This is a genomic window from Aquimarina atlantica (assembly GCF_000626715.1).
Classification (GTDB): domain Bacteria; phylum Bacteroidota; class Bacteroidia; order Flavobacteriales; family Flavobacteriaceae; genus Aquimarina; species Aquimarina atlantica.
In genome coordinates this window covers 124063-144940 of sequence record NZ_AQRA01000010.1, presented here as the reverse complement: position 1 = coordinate 144940, position 20878 = coordinate 124063, and the positions used below count along the sequence as shown (strand labels likewise).

Sequence of the window (20878 nt, the reverse complement as noted above, 5' to 3'; positions counted from 1 at the left end):
AATAATTTTATCTATATCAACCGAAAAGGATCATTGATAAATCCCACTGACCAGCCAGCAGACAGGTCTGACTTCTAAAACAATTTTATAAACAGATGAAATATTCAAATAGAGAAGAACATTTTGATGCTATAATAGTAGGTTCGGGCACTTGCGGAGCTACAATAGCCAAAGAATTAAGCAAACAAAACAAAAGAGTCCTTATTCTGGAACGAGGAGGTAACGGACCACTAAAAGAATCCCTTATCGGGTATGCCAAAATTTCTAATGAAATCCGCGTTACAAATAAATTAAAAGATTTACGTGCTTTTACTACCGGAGGTACAACAGCTATGTATTTTGCAGTGGCAGATCCACCACCTATAAAAACTTTTCAAAATATGGGAATTGATCTTACTCAGGATCTCGAAAATGTACGTAAAGAACTACCAGTTGCCGAAATATCAGATGAATTAATTGGTAGTCAAGCAAAAAAACTTGGAGAAAGCGCAAGACAGTTGGGATATGAATGGAAAAAAAACCTGATGTTAATAGATCAATCCAAGTTTAATCATAAAAACTATTATGAAGTAAAGTGGAAAGCTAGAACATATGTAGAAGAAGCTTTAAAAAATGGAGCTAAGCTGACCAATCAGGCAACGGTTGAAAAAGTTATCTATGAAAATAACAAAGCGGTTGGAGTAGAGTATACTATTGGGAAAAAAAAGAAAATATTTAGGGTTTATGGAGAAAAAATAGTCCTTTCGGCTGGATCTTTGGCAACTCCAATTATTTTGAAGAATAGCGGAATAAAAAATGTAGTGGATCATGGGTTTTATATCAATCCAAGTATCGGTTTAATAGGATCTGTACCAGGGCTTTCATCTGGAGAGAACTTTTGCGGTTGCATGGGTGGAAGATTAGATAATGATATTGAGTTAATGGATGCAAATTTTCATCGTTTTCTTTTTAATGTTGGAATGCTCGTTTCTGCAAAACCTTTGCGAATAGCTTCATATCCCAAGCATATCGGAATTACTGTTAAAGTAAAAGAGCCACTAGGAGGGCAACTTACAGAAAAAGGAAAGTATCTTAAAAAACTGACAGAAGAAGATCATAGAAAATTAAAGAAAGGAATGGAAGTGGCTCATGAAATACTAAAAAACACTGGAGCCAGAAAAATCTTTAAAACAAACCTCATATCTGGAGGGGCACTGGGAACAGTGAAGATTAAGAAACACATAGACGAGAACCTACAAACCGAATACAATAACTTATACGTATGTGATGGGTCTGTATTACCTGAAAGTGACAGGGTAACACCAACTCTTACACTTGTTTGTCTGGCTAAATATCTTTCCAGGCATTTGATAGCCTCTTAAAAAAGTAAGCAACTAAATATTTTAAAACAGGTAAAACTCATGGTTTTGAATCATAACACAAAAAACAAATAATATTATGGAACATTCTAAGAAGAATAAGACCAATAGCTTTTTATTGATATTGGTACTTTTAAGTATTGCAGTAGGAGCAGTAGCTCCCTTTGTATGGAACAGATTTATTGATGGGCAATTAGGGATTATAACTTTAGTTTTGGCCGAAGTATTATTACTGACATTTATTTTGACTTCAGCACATTCTCTTTGGAAAAAATCGGGATCAAGTCAATGGAAATTGAAATCTGATAAAAAACAAATGAAGGTCTATACGCTGAAAATTCCCGGAGAAAAATTGTTAAAAATTAAAATTGTTGGAAGACTAAAGTCTATTAGGTTAGCTAGCATTTTGACCCTAATGAGAAATCCAGATTCGGCAGAAGATGTAAATATGTTTGATTCGCATTATATAGATGATTCAATGTATCCAGAACTTGTATATTATACTTTTAAACAGAAAGTTTTTCCTCCTTTTAAAGTTAGAGAATATGTGGTTAAATCCGAGTTTTCACAAGATCCTGTTAGTAAAGAAATGAAATTTAATTTTGTTGGTGTACCAGATAAATTACCCATCAATAAACGTTACCACAGGGTAACTAAAATGCATAACAAATGGAGATATACTCCTTTGAAAAATGGTGAGATCGAGTATGAGTTTATTTATGATGCAGAGGATCCTGGGGGGTATTTCCCGTATGCGCTGGCAAATTGGTTAATCCCTAGTATGTTACCTTTTGCATTTGCAAAAATGCCCAAAATATTAGATAAAGAAAAATACCGTAATGCAGTAGTAGATTATGTTCGGGAAGTTGATCAACCCGAAGAAATGATGATATAAAAATCAGATATAATCTCTTTACTTAATTTTTTATTGCAATAGAGCATACGTTAGAGAAAATTTCTAAAAGAGGTGCATTATATATACATCCTACCCATTGAGATCTCAAATTATATTCAATTAACCAAGGTTATAAAAAGTTTGGTATAGGATTGTTTCCCAATTTTAATGATTATAAATACAATGAATAAAGTGTCTGAAAATCGAATATATAGTTTAAACATACCACAAATGTTATGGGATGGTCTGTCCGAAAACTGGTTAATGAAAGAACTAGGTGATATACACTGGAAAATGATATCAGAAGGACTGAAAACAGAATCAGACAAGTTGATTGATAGTAATGGAAATAGGTTGTATGCTAGCTTTGTTCGAATAAAATGGGAATCTAATAATTGCCTGGGTGAATTTAGTGAAAACGAAGAAATAAAGATTAAAAGCCATCTGTCAAAGTATGGTAAAAAGATGTTTTTTAGTAATGGTCAGGTGAGCGGAGATAATAAAGACATAAAAACAGAATTAATGTCCGTTTTTTCTTCTCGAAATTCCGGAAATAACCAGAAACTGGAAAAAGGAACACCCTTAAACGTAGAGCATAAAAATATTCCGGCCCACAACAAACTTCCTGAAATTGCAAAAAACTTTTTTAAAGTGAAATCCTGTTTTTTTCAGTCAGAAAAAAATGAAGAATATAATGATGTAAAAGAAATAATTCTTAATGATAGCTCTTTTAATATCTCTACCGATATAGAACCATTGTTTCAAAAAAAATATCAAATTGATTCTTATGATGATATCAATGGTGTTGGACTTTTATATTTTGCTTCGTATCCTAAAATAAGCGATAAATGCGAATTGAGTTTTTTTCAGGAAAATTACATTGGAGAAATCGACAACTATAATTGGGCTAAGACCAGTTCTACGATTGCTCGGGATATACACTATTATGGAAATGCTAATGCAAATGAAGAGTTAGTATATAATCTGGAACAGTTTTCTTTCCTGGATAAGGACACAATCAAACTAAGTTCTTCTCTTGTAAGAGAAAAGGATGGGATGCTGATAGCAAAGATATTTACGATCAAAAAACTATCGAAGCCATTAAACATTGCAAGCATTTGGGCTAGAGGAGAAAAAGAAGAGGAAAAAAAGCCTTTTTCAATACCAAATACACCTGATTTGAAAACTGCTAAGTTTTCGGATAATCGCTCAATATTTAATCAAAATATTAAAAAGAATAGTGATTTAAGTGAAGAACAATTATGCGAAACTATAATCAGCTTTTTTTCTAAAATTTTAGAAAGTAATGAGGTTACAATCCATACAGATTTAAGAAGATTTGGCGTTGAGTCCATTGTATATACCGAACTTTCAGAACATCTCAATATAGAGTATGATTTGCAAAGTAATCCAAGTACATTTTATGGATTATTTACAGTGAAAGAAATTGCATCTTTTCTACTTTCTGGCCATAGTGCTTTATCTGATTTAAAAGAAGATAATGAAGTTGTAAATACTAAGAGAAATCATATAAATTCTGATGATATTGCGATTATAGGGCTTTCATTAAAAGTGCCTGGAGGAAATAATAAAGAAGAGTTTTGGGAAAATTTAGTGAATGGAAATTCTTGCATCACTAATACTCCCGAAGAGAGGTGGGAATGGCCAGAAAATATAGATATAGGTGGTATTCATAAAGGCATCAACTATGGAGGGTATATCAAAGATGTGGATAAGTTTGATGCATCTTTTTTCGAAATATCTCCACGAGAGGCAAAATTAATAGATCCTCAACAAAGAATTCTTCTTGAATTGACCTGGGAATTAATTGAAAATTCTGGCTATAAACCTTCTTTACTAAAAAATAGTAAAACCGGTGTATTTATAGGAGCTAGCGGTAGTGATTATGAAACTTTACTACATAAAAATCCTGAAATTAAAGAGTTTTCAGCTACCGGAACAGCAATGGCAATGCTTTCGAATAGGATTTCATATTTTTATGATCTTGATGGACCAAGTTTAACCATTGATACAGCTTGTTCTTCATCTTTGGTTGCCATAAATAATGCAGTTGTAGCCATCCAACAAAACCAATGCGAACAAGCCATAGTTGGAGGTATTCACCTTATGTGTGAACCAACAAAGAGTATTGCTTACAAAGAATCCAATATGTTAAGTGTCGATGGTAAATGCTACACTTTTGATGAAAGAGCTAATGGATATGTACGTGGCGAAGGCGCTGTAATGCTTCTTTTAAAACCGTTATCCAAGGCAATAGCAGATAATGATAATGTGCTGGCTTTAATTAAAAGCACAGCCATAAATCATGGAGGCTACTCAGGAGGGGTAACGGTTCCTAACCCAAACAAACAAAAACAGCTCATTGAAGAAGCTTATTCAAAAGCCAATATTGATATTCAAAAGGTATCATATATAGAAGCTCATGGTACAGGAACCAGTTTGGGAGATCCTATAGAGATTTTGGGTTTGACGAAGGCTTTTCAATTATTACAAGATCAAAAAAATAAAGAATATGCACCTTGGTGTGGAATAGGATCCGTAAAAACCAATATAGGTCATTTAGAAGCGGCATCTGGAATTGCCGGATTGCTTAAAGTAATTTTGGCAATGAGGCATAATTATTTACCTCCAACCCGGAATTTTGAAAATATAAATAACAAAATTGAAATAGAGAATAAACCTTTTCATATCCTGGAAAATGGAATGGAATGGTTCCCCGATAAAAATAAAACAACCGTAATTGCAGGAGTAAGTAGTTTTGGAATTGGTGGAGCAAATGCCCATGTAGTTGTTGAATCTTATGAAAATGATAAGATAGAGAATTCCAATGTAATTGAGGGGCCACATTTATTCGTGTTATCAGCAAGACGAGAAGAAATACTGAAGAGTTATGCAAAAAACATGTTGGAGTATGTAGATCAAAACCCTGCTATAACTCCCTATCAATTAGCATATACTTTACAAACCACCAGGGAAGAGATGGAGCATAGGTTAGCTTTTCCATATCATACTCTGGAGGAGCTTAAAACATGTTTGAAAAACTTTTTGGAAGGAACATCTAAGCCTGACATTTACCTGGGTAGTATTAAAAAATCAAAATTAAACCAGCTGGAAAATAACAACGTTAATATTGACAGCTTGGATTTGAAGCATATAGCAGAGCAATGGTGTTTGGGACAGAATATAGACTGGATAAAATTATGCCCTGTAGCAACTAAAACTCTTGAGATTCCAACATATCCTTTTGACCATAAAAAAGGATATTGGGCTTCTTATAAAAAACAAAAGGATATTGTAAAAAAACATTCCGAATTAACTCCTCTGAAACTTCAGGAAAAAGATAACACTTCGGTAGAAGTCCAGATTCCTTTAAGAGTCTTAGATACCAAAGAAGATAACGTTGTATCTTCTGATCAGGATCTTGATAAAGAATCATTATCCAAACCTGCCAATATTTTATTACAAAATTTACATGAAACACAGGAAAAAGCAATTCAAGATGAGGTAATACCAAAAGCACAGTTTAGCTTAGCCACCACCGGAACTACATCAGTTACTTTAAAAAAATCAAAGACAATCTCTGATATAAAATTATATAATCGAAGTCAGGGTGTTTACAGTCTTGAGATAGATACAGAACAGGATAATTTTCTTTCAGAAGAACTTATAGGAGATTTGGTACATAGCTTTGATTATGTAAAAGATCTTCAGGGATTAAAAGTTTTGATAATAAGAGGAACGACTAAAACTTTCCTTCAGGGAGGTCGTGACTCTTATAATGAGTGTTTAGCTCAGGGGCTTTACAATGCAGTCGCATCTTTTCCTTATCCAATAATAGCAGAGATGCAGGGAGATGCAAAGGGAGCAGGTTTCTTGCTTGGAGCCTTATGTGATTTTATGGTTTGTAGTAAGGAATCTCGCTATGGATATACCGACACTGAAGAAGGACTATTTCCTACTAAGGAAGAGGAATCGTTATTTACCGAGCGTTTTGGCGCTGTATTATCCAGGGATTTTTTATATCGTTTTGGAGTATGTACAGGTGCTTCTTTGAAGAAAAGAGGTTGGAGTATTCCGATTGTAGCTTCTAATGAAGTTGACCAGTATGTAGAGGATCTATCCCGATCCTTGAGTGAGAAGCCTGTAACTTCTCTTGGTTTATTAAAACAACATCTTGGTCGTAATCTAGAAAAGCAAGTAGCAGGATTATTACAGGTAAATATCTTTAGTACAGAAGAATTTACAGGGTCTGATAATAGGGTAACCACCCGATCCAAATATTTACAATTAGATATTCCGATATCAGGAGTGTTAAGTATTCGAATAGATACGGGTAGTAAAAACTATAAGTTAAAGACTTTAATTTCAGGTTTAGAAGATATTTTAAACCAGATAGAAAATAGATCGACTTATAAGGTAATTGTTCTTAGTAGTGCTGCTAAAGATTTTTTAAGCGTATCTGATTTATCAAGTTCAGTAGAGGAAATCAAACAACTTCAAGATTTATTGATTAAAGCTTCTGTTCCTGTTATTGGAGTTTTTGAAGGCAATGCTACAGATCTGGGTTGGCTACTGGGTGAGTGTTGTGATATGTGTATCTATCATAGCGAAGGTATGTATTGTGCTTTGGGTCTGGTTGGAGTTTCAGAATTGGGTAGGATATCGCTTCCGTTTTTTGTTCGTGGGTTAGGAGATTATATGGCCCAGGAGGTACTGTTAACAGGTAGGGAGTATAGTGGATTAGAGTTACAACAAGAGGTTGGTTCTGTAGTGGTTTCGGCAGATCCTATTACCGAGGCCTTAGACCAGGCAGGATACTGGTCATCGTTACCTATTGCAGTTATAAAAACCTGGAGAAAGGCCCAGGGATCATTGATAGGATCGGTACTAGACGAGTCACCATTATGGGTTATAAATGAAGAAGGATCCACGACATTTCCAGAGGAACCAACAAGAATAGCCTTACAATCAGAAGTAATCAAAGCTATTTTACATCCTGAGGGTATTGTCGAGATCATTATGGAAGACCGGGAGGCGAGGAATATGTTTTCAGATGCCTTCATGGAAGGTATGATAGAGGTTTTTGATCATATAGAAGAGTCTTCAATCTATAAAGTAGTGGTATTGACAGGGTATGATAGTTATTTCATCTCCGGAGGAACCAAAGAAATGCTACTAGATATTCAGGAAGGTAAAATTAAATTTACTGACACTGCAATATATCACTTAGCTATGGACTGTAATATTCCGGTGATTGCAGCGATGCAAGGTCATGGTATTGGAGCAGGCTGGTCAATGGGTATGTTCAGTGATTTCCCCATCTTGAGTAAAGAGAGTCATTATGTAAGTCCTTATATGAATTATGGTTTTACACCGGGAGCAGGTTCAACATTGATTTTTCCTAATCGCATTGGGTACGATCTTGCTCGTGGGACTCTACTGACAGGGACTGAATATCCTGGTCAGATACTAAAACAAAAAGGAATACCCTTACCAGTAGTGTCACGTAAAGAGATAAGTGAGTTTGCATTTACATTGGCAAAAGAGCTAACTCGTAATTCGAGAAGTAGCTTAATTGCGTTCAAGAATCAAATGACCTCTTATATCAAAGATCGTTTGGAAGATACGTATACCTTGGAACTAGCTATGCATGAGAAGACTTTTGTAGGACGATCAGATACCCTGGAACGCATTGAAGGTAATTTCAATAATACTTCAGAAGATGCTCAGGAATATACATCCCTTGAGGAAAAACCTGTTTTAGGGATTGCTGAAAAACAACAACAGCAAGCGGCTGATGTATTACCAATGATTAAAACCAATCTCAAAACCTTGTTGGCTCAGGAACTACATATGGAAGAAGAAGAGATTGAAGAAGACAGCCAGTTTGTGGATCTTGGTTTAGATTCAATCATTGGAGTAACCTGGATTAGAAAGATCAATGAAAAATATAAGATTTCTATTAACGCAACCAAAATATATAGTTATCCAAACCTTATAGAATTTAGTGGTTTTGTTAAAGAAGAAATGAAGAAGTTAGGAGTATTACCTGTTCAGAAGGAAGTAATACCTGTTATCGATACACCAATAAAACCTCGGGATATAGATGTTTTATCATCAGATCAAAGAGAAATTGCTTCAAAATCAGAAGTATCTATAAAAAAACAGGAGGCAAAATCAAACGATCAACTACAATCCATAGCCATTATTGGTATGGCAGGTCAGTTTCCTATGGCAAATGATGTAGAAACCTTTTGGAGTAATATAGCAGAAGGAAAGAACTGCATCAGTGAAATTTCCCAACAACGATGGGATATTTCAAAATACTATCACGATGGAGAAGCTACCCCTGGAAAAACGTATAGTAAATGGATGGGTGCACTTGAAGAATATGACCTTTTTGATCCTTTATTTTTTAATATTTCACCATCCGAAGCAGAATGTATGGATCCACAGCAAAGGCTGTTTCTACAAACTTGCTGGCATGCCATAGAAAATGCGGGTTATAATGCTCAATTATTAGAGAAAAGTAAATGCGGCGTGTTTGTTGGTTGTGGACAAGGAGACTATCATTTGTTATCCGATCATATACGAACAAGTGCTTACGGTTTTACAGGAGGAAATAATTCGATACTGGCAGCAAGGATATCCTATTTTTTAAACCTGCAAGGCCCTAGTTTAACAATTGATACAGCTTGCTCTTCCTCATTGGTAGCGATTGCTAATGCTTGTGATTCATTAATTTTAGGTCAGAGTGATCTTATGTTGGCAGGGGGTGTGTACGTGGGTGCGGGAGCAGACATGCATATCAAGACTTCTCAAATGGGGATGTTATCAGCAGATGGCAAATGCCATACCTTCGATCAAAAAGCCAATGGTTTTGTTCCGGGCGAAGGGGTTGGAGTTGTTATGCTAAAACGACTTGAAGATGCCGAAAGAGATGGAGATAATATTCTGGGAGTGATCAAAGGTTGGGGTATTAACCAGGATGGAAAGACAAACGGGATTACAGCACCGAATACTGAAGCCCAATCAAAGCTACAACAGGAAGTTTATAATAACCACAAAATAGATCCATCCTCTATCCAGTTGGTTGAGGCACACGGGACAGGAACTAAATTGGGAGATCCAATTGAAGTAGAAGCTTTAGTAGAATCCTTTAAAAGATATACTTCAGAAAAAGAATATTGTGCAATTGGTTCTGTCAAAAGTAATATTGGTCATTGTTTAATGGCTGCAGGCGTCGCTGGGGTAATCAAGCTTTTGATGTCATTGAAATATAAAAAGTTACCTCCAACTATTAATTTCGAAAACCTGAATGAGCATATCAATATAGATAACAGTCCATTTTATGTTAATACTCAGCTCAAAGATTGGTCCATAGACCAAAATCAACAACGACAAGCGGCAATTAGCTCGTTTGGATTCAGTGGTACTAATGCTCATATGGTCATATCCGAATATAATTCCGGAGATACTAACACTCTAAATTCAAAAAATAATCATACAGGCTATATTTTCCCTTTATCTGCAAAAACAGAAGAACAGTTAACACAAAAAGCTGTTGACATACTGGAGTATGTAAATAAACAAAAACAATCTTGCGACCTTGATCGGATAGCATATACGATGCAAGTTGGAAGAATGGAAATGGAATACCGCTTGGGAGTAGTAGCAAATACTCAGGATCAGTTGGTAGAAAAACTGAAAGAATTTATTGATGGTAAAAAACAAGTTCAGGATGTATTTGTAGGAAAAACAGAAAATAATGAAAATACAATTTCATTATTTTCAAAAGATACAGATTTACAAGAAACGATAGATAAATGGATACAGCAGAAAAAGTTATCCAATCTGGTTAATTTATGGGTTCAGGGCTATAACCTGGATTGGAATAAATTGTATGGAGAAATTAAACCCAGACGTATTGAATTACCACTCTATCCTTTTACCAAAGAGCGATATTGGATTGAGGAGAATGAGAGCAAAAACAGCATAGAACCAGTAGCTGAACAAGAGATAACTCAGACACTATTTTTTGACGAATATTGGAAAAAGGAACAACATACAATTACTCCAATAAAGAAAAGAAATCACTCAACTATAGTTTTTGCTGATAATGAGTTCAGCAAAATGCTGGCAAAAGAAATACCAGAAAACGGACCCGAGATTATAGTTGTAGAACAGTCTGATCGCTATCAAAGAGCCACATCTCAATTATATAAATGTAGTCCGGAGAATACAGCAGATATAGAAAAAATACTTGCTGTTGTGAACCATCAGGAGCACAAACCAATACACATTCTTTATTTATGGGCAAAAGACATGGGAGAAGAAGGTGTTTACAGATTATTTGATCTGTTTAAAATGATCAGATCATCTGCTTTACCTGTTGATAAAATAACACTTGTTGGACATTATGATATACAGGAAATAAGTACCTGTTGGGATTATTCCTGGATTGGCTTTGAAAGATCCTTAAAACTCCTTTTACCAAATACAGAATTATCACTGTTTTATATCAATTCACCGATTTATCCAATCGAGTTGATGACTGAAACATTACAGAGTAATGGGATAGTATGGTATAAAAATGATCAAAGACATAAGTTGTCTTTACGACCTTTCGAACCGGGCAAAATAACCAACGAATCAGTTCTTAAACAAAAAGGGAATTATTTAATTACCGGAGGATGTGGAAAACTAGGTTTACAATTCGCTCATTTTTTGGCAGAAAATTACCAGGCAAATTTACTACTGATTGGTAGATCTCCAATATCTTCAGTAATTGAAGAGCAAATTGAAATAATAAAAAATGCGGGAGCAGGACAGGTATATTATCGTTCGGTTGATGTAAGTAATGAAGAAGCGATGTTGGCATTGCGATCACAACTACCTTTTGAGGTTTCGGGGATTATTCATGCGGCAGGAGTGGCTTCTTCCCAACCGTTTGATCAGAGATCAACAGACGATATTAAAACTACACTTTACCCCAAAACCTTAGGGACTATTATGCTCGATAAGATATTAGATCAGTCTTCTTTGGATTTTATCTGTTATTTTTCTTCAGTATCAGCTTTCTTAGGAGATTTTGGGTCTTGTGATTATTCCATTGCAAGTCGTTTCCAAATGGCGTATAGTTTTTATAGAGAGCAAAAAGAAGGGATAGGAAGTAAGACTATGGTGATCAATTGGCCATTATGGGAAGAAGGAGGAATGGGAACCAGTGATGCAGAACAGGCTTCTTTTTATTTAAAAAGTAGTGGGCAGGAACCTTTAAAAACATCTCGGGGAATAGCTTTATGGCAGGATTTGTTAAAAACAGATAAACTGCAAACCTTGGTTATGTTAGGTAAACCATCAAGGATAGAGCAGGTTTTAAATCGTTTGTACGATACAGAGCAACTACACAGAATAGAAAATGTATTGACTAACACAAACGACCTTGGAGAAAATAAAAAGAAACTTTACGATCATGGAATTTCCATAAAAGAGTATGTAACCAATGATCTAAAACAACAAATAGCAAATCTGACCAAAATCAACCCTGGTCAATTAAGAATAGATAAAAACCTTACAGAATATGGTTTCGACTCCATTAGTTTAAGCAAATTGGCCACCAGGTTAACGACTTATTTTGGAGTAGAAATAACACCAGCAGTATTCTTTAGTGCAACTACAATTCAAAAATTAACAGACTATATTCTGGAGGAGTATGTTGATCAGATAAACGATTTTTACATTACCGAATCCAAAAATACTGATTATAAGAGAGTTAATAAAAAAACTGACAAGTCGTTTCCTTCGCAGTTTTATTCGAAACACTCAGTTTTATCTAATAGCGAACCTATTGCCGTGGTGGGAATGTCAGGACGTTTTCCACAAGCACAAACAGTAGATCAACTTTGGTCAATACTCGCAGAAGGCAAAGATGCCATTACCGAAATACCTGCAAACAGGTGGGATTGGAGTGATTATTACATAACACGGGGAAATAACAATAATAAGATAACAACTAATAAAGGAGGTTTTATTCCTGGAGTTGATGAGTTTGACCCTTTGTTTTTTGGAATTTCACCTCGTGAAGCTGAGTATATGGATCCGGCAGAACGTTTGTTACTGATAGAAACCTATAAAGCTATTGAAGATGCCAGAATATCCCCAAAAGATATCAAAGGAGAAAGAATAGGGGTTTTTGTAGGAATGGAAGAAGGGCAATACGATCAAATTACCGGGAAACAGGGAATAACTACTACCGGTAATGCAATGATAAGCTCAAGACTTTCTTACTTTTTGGATCTTCAAGGGCCTACTATAGCTACGAATACAGCTTGCTCTTCAGGATTAGTAGCACTCCATCAGGCAGTTTCCAGTTTACGTTTGGGAGAATGTAAAGCAGCCATTGTTGCTGGAGTTTCATTATTACTTTCTCCGGAAAGTTACGTGATGATGAGTGATGCAGGTATGCTCTCGGAAGATGGACGTTGTCATACGTTTTCAAAAAATGCCAAAGGTATTGGAGTAGGAGAATCTGTAGTAGTTCTAATGCTGAAACCACTATCCGCTGCTATCGCAGAAAATGATACAATCTATGGTACTATTAAAGCTAGCGGAATTAACTTTGACGGAAAGACAAATGGGGTTACAGCTCCGAATGGAGATAGACAAGCTGCATTAATTGAGAAAATCTATACTGATCATCAAATCAACATAAATGATCTCTCATACATTGTTACTCACGGTACTGGAACTAAGTTAGGTGATCCGGTTGAAATAAATGCATTGGCCAAAGCTTTCAAAAAACTAAAAGGAAACCAAAATTCCATTACACAACAAGGGTATTGTGCATTAACCAGTTGCAAAAGTAATATAGGACATACATTGGCAGCATCGGGATTGGTAAGTGTAGTTAACCTACTGAAAGCAATGCAACATCGTCAAATACCTGCAAGTCTCAACTGTACAGAAGAAAACGATTATATAAACTGGAAAGATAGCCCTTTCTTTATCAACAAAGAGACAAGAGAATGGAACAGAGATCAAGGTAACCCTTATATAGGAGCTGTCAGTTCTTTTGGAAGAAGTGGTACCAATGCACATGTGGTAATAGAAGAATTTTTGGTTTCTGAAGAGAGTAAATACACTTCTCCTACCGAGATAAATGACGAAAAGGTAATGATCCTACTTTCTGCAAGAACAGAAGAGCAGTTGCATCAAAAAACTCAGGATTTGCTGGATATGATCTCAATATCCACAGACACTTTCGAATTACCGGATTTAGCATATAGTCTTCAGGTTTGTAAAGAAGAGTTTGATGAAAGACTAGGGATCCTGGTGAATACGAAGTATCAATTAATCGAAAAACTTGAAGCATATCTAGAAGGTTCGGAAACAATAGAAGGAGTCTTTTTCGGTAAAGTAAAACAAGATCAGGAAGATATGAATATCATCAATGGAGATGATGATATGAAAGAAGCAATTGAAAAATGGATTGTCAGAAGAAAACTGTACAAACTGATGGAGTTATGGGTGAAAGGCTTGAGTATCGATTGGAAAAAATTCTATGGAGAAAACCTGCCCAAACGCATTGCATTACCTGCTTACCCTTTTGCACAAGATCGTTATTGGACGGATATTTCTCAAAAATATTCGAAAATAGCTGGTAATAGCATCCATCCATTAATACATCATAATACCTCAAATCTTATTGAACAAAATTATAGTTCAACTTTTAGCGTAGAACAGCCTATTATCGCTGGGTATCGATATCAGGAGAATACAATAATTACAGCAGGGGTATACCTGGAAATGGCAAGAACAGCGGTCGAAGAGGCTGTACCTTCTATAGAAAACTCTATGGCTATAGAATTAAATAATATAGAGTGGAGAGTGCCATGTCTGATTGATAAAGATAAAAATATAGGGATTTCATTATCGGTAGCCAATGATAACAGAATTCTATATGAAATAAAAAATCAAGAGAAAGAAACTCAGGAAACTTATTGTGTTGGAAATGCAACACTAATAACAAAACCTGAAATCCCAAAATTGAATATTTCAGAACTTAAAAAACAAATCAAAACAGAAGAGATAGAAATATCCGGTATATATAATACTTTAAAAAAGGATGAAGTAAACTATGAGAAATCTTTTCAGGTTCTTGATGAAATTTACTTTGAGGATGGACAAATATTGACAAAACTTGTATTACCATTTACAGAGCATAAAAAATATGTCTTACATCCGGGGATAATTGAAGGTGTTTTACAAGCGAGTACAATGCTATCTTCAGGAACAAAAGCATTGATGCCCTTAACCCTGGAAACTCTGATGGTGATTGCTCCTTATACAGAGGAAATGTTTGCCTGGATTAGAATAGTATCAAAAGAAGAGTCCCAAAACAATTTTATAAAACTAGATATTGATCTATGTGATGCAAACGGTAAGATTATTGTTATTATGAGAGGTTTAGAGTTGATAAAAACTTCTGAGTTTTTATCTCTTTATAGCAAGACATCTATGATAGCAGATGACCTGAATTGGGATGATCTTAGTTATCAACCGCAATGGGAAGAACAACCTGTTGAACCATCAAGAATTGAAACAACTCATAAAAACATATTGGTCGTATGTAGTGGAAATACCTCAGGATTTGAAGAAGAAATACAAAAATATTATAACCGGAATAAAGGAAATGAAATTTTTGTTATTAGGATTTCAGATAAAACAGTAAAGGTGTCAGATAAAGAATGGCAATGTGGAATACACGACCCTAAAGGTTTTCAAACCTGTTTACAAAATATGGGTGCGATAGATATCTTGTATTTCCTTTCTCTTGAAAAGAAATTTTCTCAACCAATTAATCAAACAAAATTAAAGCAAAATTACGAGGCGCAAGAGATCCAGTTTTTACGTCTTATCAAATTCCTTAAACAGGAAAATAGCATTAACGAAAAAATTGAAACTTATGTATTAACATTGGATACACATAAGATCCATCATACAGAGGCAAATCAATTTAATGGAGCAGGAATTACAGGTTTAGCCTATTCCCTTGCACAAGGGAGTTATCAATTCCGTATTAGAAATTTAGATGTATCTGCAAAAGATTTAGAGACGGCAAAAGACCAGGCTCAATTACTACAAATGACTCTACAAGAACCTCCTTCGGATAGAGGAGAAGTATTTAAGATCAGATCTGGAAAAAGATACCAACAGAAACTATATAAGTTAAACTGGAATAAACAGGATATAACTGCAATTCGTCAAAATGGTGTCTATCTGATTATTGGAGGGAGCGGTACTGTAGGAAAGATTATTACTCATCAATTGATAGAAAAATATGAAGCTTCTGTAGTATGGATAGGAAGAAGCGAAATAACCTCCGAAAAGGTGAAAACTGCTATGCAATCCTTTGATGAATACAAAGGTAATTTAGAGTACTTGCAAGCAGATGTAACAAACCTGGAAGCTATGAAGGAAGCTATGTCCTCCATAAAACAAAAATACACTACTATTAATGGAGCTATTTTTTCAGGAATGGTCTTCAATTTTGAAAATTCCTTAGATCAAACTACAGAAAAAGAATTTAGTTCCATTTTTGACCTGAAAGCTCAGGGGAGTTGGGTTTTCTATACGGCCCTGAAAAAAGAGGCACTGGATTTCATGTGTTATTTTTCATCAGGACAAGCCTATTCTTTTTCAGGAGCATCCAAACTGTCTGCTTACGCTAGTGGAATAACATATGCCGATAGTCTGGTGCAATCAGTAAGAAAAGAGTCAAAATTTCCGATAGGAATTATAAACTGGGGATTCTGGAAATCCTCATTGGATACAATGAAAGAAGGTAATGAGGAAATTTTGACAGATAATTTTAAAGCCCTTGAAGACGATGAAGGTTACACATGTTTCGAACAATTTATCACGGAACTGCGCAATGGAAGAATTCGTCAGGTTTTATGTATGAAAGCATCAGAACCTATAAAGGAATTAATGAATTGCAACCAAAAAGAGTTCATTTCTTATGAAAAAAAATCAGTATTACCTTCAATAGAACTGTCTGCACAGGACATTGAAATTCCACAAGAAAAAATAAATCAACTAAAAGCGGCTGAAGAAAAAAGCGAACTCGAAGATAGGCTACTTCAAATGTTATATTGCCAAATAGAACAGTTGATACAATCAAATAATCAGGAAAAATTCCTTAAAATTTCTGATGTAAGGAAACAATGTGGGATTATAGATAAATATGCTTCCTGGTGGGATAACTGTTTTAAAAGGTTTAATCAAAACGGATATGTTAAGTTTAAAAAAGGGACTATCAGCTACCTGAAAAAGAAGAATGTAGAGGAAGTATGGAATAAGTGGGAAGTAGAAAAAGAAAAACACATACAAAACCCTGATCAGAGAGCATGGATAACACTTGTTGATAATTGTCTGGAAAGATTACCAGAGATTTTAACTGGTAAAGTTTTAGCGACAGATATAATATTTCCGAATGCTTCTATGGAAAAAGTTGAAGGGGTATATAAAAACAACTTAAAATCAGATACCTTTAATGAAATAATAGCTAATGCAGTTGCTACGTATGTACAACAAAAATTGGAATTTGATCCGGAAGCAAAACTTAGAATATTGGAGATTGGAGCAGGAACGGGAGGAACATCAGCGATAGTTTTTTCAAAATTAAAGCCCTTCAAAACTTCTATAGATGAATATTGCTACACAGATCTTTCAAAGGTTTTCTTTTTTCATGCAGAAGAAAAATATGTACCAGACAATCCTTACGTACGTTGTCAGCGATTGGATATAGAACAACCAATAGAAGACCAGGGAATTGAAGCAGGTTCATATGACCTTGTAATAGCAACTAATGTGTTGCATGCAACAAGCGACATCCGACAAACCTTATGTAATGCAAAAGCTATACTGAATTCTGATGGATATTTATTTATCAATGAATTAAGTACTCCGGCACTTTTTAATCATCTTACTTTCGGATTATTGGATGGATGGTGGCTTTTCAAAGATGCTGAGGTAAGGATGGAAGGAAGCCCTGGAGTAACACCTGAAGGATGGCAGAAAATTTTGGAAGAAGAAGGTTTCCAAAAGGTTATTTTCCCAGCCGAGGAAACACATAGTCTGGGACAACAGATAGTTTTGGCTCAAAGTAATGGTGTAGTAAGACGTAAAACATTTAAAATACAAAAACAGAAAGGACTTTCTCATATACCTGTTTCGGGGAAAAACAAACCGGAACAACCTAAAAAGAAGATATCAAGACCTTTAAAAAGCTCTGGTTTAAGCCCAAAACCTTCACAAAATATTTCAGAATATACTCGAGGGGTAATTTTGGATAGCCTGTCAAAAACTTTGAAAATTTCTCTAACAAGTATCGATCACAATATTGCCTTTTCAGACTATGGGATAGATTCAATACTTGGAGTAAGTTTTATCAATCAAATTAATGAAGCTCTTGCTATTACCTTAAATACAGCAATCATCTTTGAGCATTCTTCGGTAAACCGCTTAGAGAAACATATTGTCAATACATATAAGGAAAAAATAAAATTACCTGTAGAACAACAACAAGATGTTTTAGCCATAGAAGACCCGGAAGAACTATCAAAAAGTCATAACAATAAGGAAACTGTTATACCTTTTAATTTAACGGGAAATAGATTCCAAATTAATAAAAACTCTTTTTCAGAATTATCTTCGGAACAAACGAATCCAAACTTATCTGAAATTGCAGTGGTAGGAATCTCCGGAATGTTCCCTAAAGCAGATAACATTGAAGAATTTTGGAACAATTTGGAGAATGGAATTGATGGTGTGAGTGAGCTTCCGGATTCTTACTTGGATCAAAGCAATTATTTTAGTACCACAAAACAGCCAGGTAAAACCCGATGTAAATGGGGAGGAATCTTAGAAGAAAGAGATTGTTTTGATCCGTTGTTTTTCAATATTTCTCCTAAAGAAGCAGAATCTATGAATCCTCATCAGCGATTGGTGCTGCAAGAAAGCTGGAAAGCAATTGAAAATGCAGGGTACAATCCTCGGGATTTTTCAGAAACTCAAACCGGAATATATATTGGTGCTGAACCCACTGGATATACGGGAGATACTTTTACAGGATATTCTGATGCTATTATAGCTTCTCGATTATCCTATATTTTAAACCTGAATGGTCCTTCTTTTGTGGTTAATACCGGTTGTTCATCTTCAGCCGTAGCCTTGCATTTGGCATGCGAAAGTTTAAGAAATAAGGAAACAGATGTGGCCCTGGCGGGAGGAGTAAATGCTTGTTTGGATCAGAATGTATTAATTCGACTGGATAAAATTGAGATGCTATCACCAAAAGGTCGATGTTTTACCTTTGATCAGACTGCCGATGGTACTATCATGTCAGAAGGAGTTGGTATTGTTGTATTGAAACGCCTGGAAGATGCGGTGAAATCCGGAGATAAAATTTATGGAATTATTTCAGGATCAGGAATTAATCAGGATGGGGCAAGTAATGGTATAACAGCTCCTAATGGAGCTGCGCAGGAAAAACTTATCGTAGATATTTATAACAAATTTAATATCGATCCGGAAAAAATCAATTATGTAGAAGCACATGGTACCGGAACTAAGCTGGGGGATCCTATAGAAACAAATGCTTTGGTAAGAGCTTTCAGGAACTTTACTGAGAAAAAAGAATTTTGTGCTGTTGGTAGTGCCAAATCTTATGTTGGTCACGCGGCGGCCGCGGCAGGTGTTATTGGTTTAATAAAGGTTTTGTTATCCTTACAAAAGAATAAGATTCCTAAGTTGTTGAATTTTAAAACTATGAATCCCCTGATTGAATTTACAGATTCACCTTTCTATATCAATACAGAAGTCCTTGATTGGAGACCATTAGAAAGAACACCTCGAATGGCAGCTATAAATTCTTTCGGACATAGTGGAACCAATGCACATATTGTAGTAAAGGAATATTTGTATCCTGAAGAGCAAAAGATAATTAGCAAGAATAATCCTGTTATTATTCCAATTTCTGCCAGAACCCAGGAGCAATTATTGCAAAGGGCTACTGATTTGCTGAATTTTATTAATAATCAAAAAGAAAAGAATCAGTCAACCGAAATTATAAATCTAACAGAGTTGGCATATACTCTACAGGTGGGTAGGGAAGCAATGGAAGAACGTTTAGGATTCATTGTAGATTCTATAGAAGAATTAGTTAAAAAGCTGGAGGCCTTTATCAATGGAGAACGTACCATTACGAATACCTGGATCGGAAGAGTTAAACAAGATAATGATATTCAAAACCTGTTTGGCGTTGATGCAGATCTACAACAAATTATTGATAAATGGATTATTGAAAATAAGTTGTCAGGCTTAATAGATCTATGGATTAAAGGTCTGAAACTGGATTGGTATAGGTTATATGAAGGAGAAAAAGTCAATCGAATCCCTTTGCCTTCATACCCTTTTGCTAAAGAAAGGTATTGGTTAAATACATCAAAAAATAAGGAAGGTATACAGGCATCAGAAACATTAGTTTCAATGATACACCCTTTATTACACCAAAACATTTCTGATTTAAACCAGCAATGCTATATCACCACTTTTGATGGTCAGGAATTCTTCTTAAAAGATCATAAGGTAAATGGATATAAAGTATTACCCGCAGTAGCATATCTGGAAATGGCAAGAGCAGCATTTTATCATGCCTTAGCAATTTATGAGGAAAAATGTATTGTAGAACTACAAAATGTAGTCTGGCTAAAACCAATGTATGTTAATACGAATAAACAAACTTTCATTAGTTTGTTTACTAGTGAAGAAGGAAATAATACAGAAGAAAAAATCGATTTTGAAATTTATAGTATTGATACTAAAATACAGAATCAACAAGAGGGGATATATTGCCAGGGACAAGCAGTTTTAATACATAATGAAACTTCAATTAAACGAGATATAAATCAACTCAAAGCACAAATGCAAGATGGCAGTATTGAGTCTCGTACGGTTTATTCCAGCTTTAAACAAATAGGAATGGATTATGGCCTTTCCCATCAAGGTGTATCTATTATTTATAAAGGAGATGAGCAACTTTTGGCAAAACTTACTTTATCAATAAAAACAAAAGATGACCCTAATCATTTTATTTTGCATCCGGGTATCATGGATAGTGCGCTTCAGGCATGTATTGGCTTAATGGTTGATATAAACAACTTACCTGCCAGACCATTACTGCCTTTTGCTTTGGAATCCGTACGTATAATTTCTAAGTGTACTTCCAAGATGTATGTTTGGATACGTTATGCCCCGGATTGTAAACCGGGAGATAGAGTTATTAAATTAGATCTGGACCTGTGTGATCAAGAAGGAAATGTATGTGTACAAATGCTTGGATTCTCATCCAGAATTTTGGAAGAAAAAATAGAGAGTACTTCTCAGGATACTATACAAAATCAATACTTTGATGATAATTTTTATAACGATGTAATTGAGAAAGTTTTGAATAATGAAATCTCAATAGAGGAAGCTGCAAAGCTAAATTGATCTTGGAGCTAATACACAAGTGCTGAGGAATTTTTTAGAGTTACTTCAC

At 35.1% G+C, this 20878-nt stretch carries 3 protein-coding genes; all 3 read left to right on the top strand.

The features are described from left to right. Positions 1 to 95 precede the first annotated feature (95 nt). The gene (locus ATO12_RS20995) at positions 96 to 1361 is read left to right on the top strand and encodes a GMC family oxidoreductase N-terminal domain-containing protein (protein ID WP_034246244.1); all 1266 of its coding nucleotides are present in this window, start codon (positions 96 to 98) and stop codon (positions 1359 to 1361) included. 76 nt (positions 1362 to 1437) lie between these two features. Then, positions 1438 to 2253 carry an SRPBCC family protein gene (locus ATO12_RS20990; protein ID WP_034246241.1) on the top strand — a complete coding sequence of 272 codons (816 nt, stop codon included), beginning with the start codon at positions 1438 to 1440 and terminating at the stop codon, positions 2251 to 2253. Between the two features lie 183 nt (positions 2254 to 2436). Next, the gene (locus ATO12_RS25735) at positions 2437 to 20829 is read left to right on the top strand and encodes an SDR family NAD(P)-dependent oxidoreductase (protein WP_165583431.1); all 18393 of its coding nucleotides are present in this window, start codon (positions 2437 to 2439) and stop codon (positions 20827 to 20829) included. Positions 20830 to 20878 lie beyond the last annotated feature (49 nt).